Origin of the sequence: Megasphaera sp. AF13-6AC, assembly GCF_027685385.1 — a bacterium.
Taxonomy (GTDB): domain Bacteria; phylum Bacillota; class Negativicutes; order Veillonellales; family Megasphaeraceae; genus Megasphaera; species Megasphaera micronuciformis.
In genome coordinates this window covers 1-3,376 of sequence record NZ_JAQCUN010000133.1, presented here as the reverse complement: position 1 = coordinate 3,376, position 3,376 = coordinate 1, and the positions used below count along the sequence as shown (strand labels likewise).

At 45.5% G+C, this 3,376-nt stretch carries 5 protein-coding genes; 2 read left to right on the top strand and 3 right to left on the bottom strand.

All coding sequences use genetic code 11. The annotated features are described in order from the left end of the window. Positions 1 to 870, bottom strand: an 870-nt coding sequence (locus PGX78_RS06995) for a M20 metallopeptidase family protein (RefSeq protein ID WP_270446124.1), incomplete at its 3' end; no start/stop codon positions are given. A gap of 89 nt (positions 871 to 959) precedes the next feature. Next, positions 960 to 1,550: a DNA glycosylase gene (locus tag PGX78_RS06990; RefSeq protein WP_270446122.1), complete on the bottom strand. Its 591-nt coding sequence runs from the start codon at positions 1,548 to 1,550 to the stop codon at positions 960 to 962. 135 nt (positions 1,551 to 1,685) lie between these two features. On the opposite strand from PGX78_RS06990, the gene PGX78_RS06985 reads away from it, so the two are divergent. Further along, positions 1,686 to 2,144, top strand: a complete 459-nt coding sequence (locus PGX78_RS06985) for a hypothetical protein (RefSeq protein WP_270446120.1) — start codon at positions 1,686 to 1,688, stop codon at positions 2,142 to 2,144. Positions 2,145 to 2,212: 68 nt separating this feature from the next. Here the strand turns inward: PGX78_RS06985 and PGX78_RS06980 are convergent, their stop codons facing one another. Then, positions 2,213 to 2,464, bottom strand: a complete 252-nt coding sequence (locus tag PGX78_RS06980) for an NADH-quinone oxidoreductase subunit I (RefSeq protein WP_006941158.1) — start codon at positions 2,462 to 2,464, stop codon at positions 2,213 to 2,215. A 245-nt stretch (positions 2,465 to 2,709) separates the two neighbouring features. Here PGX78_RS06980 and PGX78_RS06975 point away from each other — a divergent pair. Then, the coding region (locus tag PGX78_RS06975; protein ID WP_270446118.1) for a bifunctional metallophosphatase/5'-nucleotidase at positions 2,710 to 3,376 on the top strand (667 nt) is incomplete at its 3' end.

Here is a 3,376-nt window from a genome sequence, read left to right as displayed (position 1 = left end):
GTATTCTTCTGCTATACGGGTACAGGTGCGTAAGAAAAAGCTGCGGAAAGCTTTGCCGTTTTCATTATCTGTGCAGCGCATAGTGCCGGCAAAAGATAATTCGGAAGGAATAATGTTGGCTTTAGAGCCGGCATTAACACAGCCGACAGAATAAGTCAGGCTCTGTTCGGGGGCGACGGCACGCATACGATATGCACGCAATTCATTTTGAATAGAGATGAAAGCTTCAATCGGGCTTTTAGCCATGTCGGGACGAGAGCCGTGTCCACCGTAGCCGTGTAAGGTGACGTTGAAGAAAAAGGCACCGGCCATAGCCGTATCGTAAACAATGCCGACCTTGCCGGCAGGAAGACGCCACATAACATGTGTGGTATAGCCCATGTCGACATGAATATTATGATCATGAAGATAACGAAGAATTTGAGAAACCCCGCGTTCCCCGATTTCTTCAGCCTGCTCAAAGACAAAGAGCACTTTTCCTGCCCAAGCATCTTTGTGTTCCGATAAAATTTTGGCTTCCGTCAGAGCCATGGCCATGTGGCCGTCGTGGCCGCAGGCATGCATGACGCCGTCGGTTTTGGATAAGACTGCTTTTTTTGTAGATAAATTATTTTCTTTTTCCTGAATGGCTAAGGCATCGATGTCGGCGCGAACAAGAGCCGTCCAACCGGGCTTGCCGCTGTCTACAGTAGCAATAATCCCGCCTTGAGGGACTCGGACGGTAGGAATGTTCCACTCGTGCAACCGGGATTCAATATAGTCCATCGTGGTGAATTCGTTATGTGAAAGTTCGGGATATTCATGAAAATGGCGCCGTAAAGAAACGATTAAATCCCGTTCCTTATGAGCGAGTTCTTTAATAGGAATCATAGTGAAAAACCTCCGATATAGATATCTGTACAGCCGATGGCCGCATGGCTTTATGATACGCTTCTTTACTGTCAGTGGCAAGATAAGGACTATACTATCATACCGACGGAACGGAAGAATGCTTCATAGGCGGCCGCCTTTTTTTCCAAACTCAACGGGTAGGCGCGAGAAGTAGAAGGAAGACGGGTTAAGCTTACTTCTAGACCCGAACAGTAAAAGGTGACTGTCTCGCCGGTTTTCGGTACGGGCGGAGCATCTTTAATGAGTGACAAAAGAATTTCCGTAGCCTTTCCTCCTGTCGTAATAATATGGTGACAAAGGGGGATTTGGGACAGAAGTTCTTCCAGGTCCACTGTTTCAACGACTTTCAAGAATTTATCGGATGCATTGCCCTTTTCACGAATAGCCCTGACAACGGAAGGGCATGAGGCGATACCCTTAGCTGATAAAAAAGATTTTATTTTTTCAGCGTCAAAGGCCTTCTCCCCTTCTTTGCGAAAATAGTCTTTATCATTAAAGAAGATAAGGCCGTATACACGCCACATATCGTTATTGAAGTTCGGATAGTGAAAGTCCATGGCCCTCTTTTCTTGAGCCGGAGGGAAGCTGCCCATCATGATTACCCTTGCTTGTGGCGGTAAAAAGGGCGGAAAAGGACGAAGTTCTACTGTTTCAGACATAGCGGAGACCTCCTTGGTTATAACCTTTGTATGTGCTGACTCGACGCTCCGAATAAGGATAACCGAGCTACGGCATTGTTTAAGTGTATATTAATTGTAATACTTTGCATATCAACTGAGAGGACAGGAGTGGATATGATGAAATTTCGGAATTGGCGAAAAAAAGTAACATCCATCTTGGGAGCCGTATGTGTGTGCATAAGTCTGGGCAGCACAGCTTTAGCCGTCGACTTTAAAATTGAAGCCCAAACCGGCGGTATCTTGTACGGCCTGTATCCCCAAATAGGTGCTTCTTCAGTTATAAATGCCTATTGGGATGCAACCGGTGTTTATGCTGTAACGGACGGAGAATATGCGTACTTGGGAGCTATTTTATTTGTATACGCACCGGGACAAGTGGAAGAGTCACGCCCTATAACGGTAAAATTCAAAACCTATACGGATCAACAGGGACAACGCTACCTTAATCTCATCAGTGCTACAGACGATGCGGGACATGATGAGGCATCTTATCTTTTGGAACATGACGGAGGCCTACTGGTATCCTTGTATACGCATATTGCAAAACAGACGGGAATGGCGGCTTATTTATAATAAATTCATATAAAGAAAAACGAAGGCTCGGGGCCTTCGTTTTTTCTTTATACTATGACTTACTCAGGCTATCGCATAATTTCTTCCAGAGGACTGTAGCCGCTTTTGACGGCATGAGGCGCGTAGCTTTCGTAAATGCGACAAGCGTCGACACAGCGATTGCAACGAATGCATTTAAAGCGATCGAAGGCGGGTAAAACTCGCCCCGTCTCTTTATCCGTCTTCATTTCCAGTGCACCGACGGGACAGAGTGCGACGCAACAGCCGCAGCTGACGCAACGCGTTTCGTCTTTATAGTAATCAGGTATAACTTGCCACATACAAAAACCCCCTTTAAATTCGTGGGCAGTAAATCTGGTTTCATTTATTATAATACAATGAAGAAGTCGAAAAAAATGTGAGATTTACAACGAAAGTAATTTTTTTGATTGGTGAAACCGGGGAGGTTGCGTAAAAGTGACAATACTACCCAATTTGTGACATCTCATGTATAATATATGTGATTTCGACGATTTTGTTTATGCTTATAACGTATAAGGTAATTAGAAGGTTCAGGAGTGATATAATGAAAAAAATGACCGCCCTTTTGGGACTGGCCGTGGCTTGCCTTTGCAGCACGGCTTTTGCAGCCGATTTCTCCAATCTCGTAATCGTGCATACGAATGATTCGCATGGGTACGACCGTAGAGCCGAAGGCATTAACGGCATGGCAACCGTCTCGGCATTGAAGAAAGATTTCCAACAACAAGGTAAGAATGTCATTCTTCTTGATGCAGGCGATGCTATTCAGGATAATAACCTGGTCAACCTTAGTGAAGGCAAGACGGCTATTCAGTTTATGAATGCCGCAAAATACGACGCCATGGCTCTGGGGAATCATGAATTTGATTATGGTGCCGATGTAACGCAAAAACGCATTAAAGAAGCAAAATTTCCCGTCATGTCTGCCAATATTTATGTAGATGCAACAGGCAAGCCTTTTGCTCCCAAGACCCGGACAATCTTAAAACGCGGTGATATTAAAATCGGCGTATTCGGATTGACGACACCGTCGACGGTTACGACATCGAACCCTTTGAGTGTACGCGGACTGACCTTCCTTTCGCAAGAAGACTTGTATAAGGCGGCGCAAAGAGAAGTGGATGCCTTGAAAAAAGACGGTGTCGACTTGGTTGTAGCCGTAGGTCATTTGGGTAGCAAACCCGATGTGGCCGGCGACCGTTCGGACGATG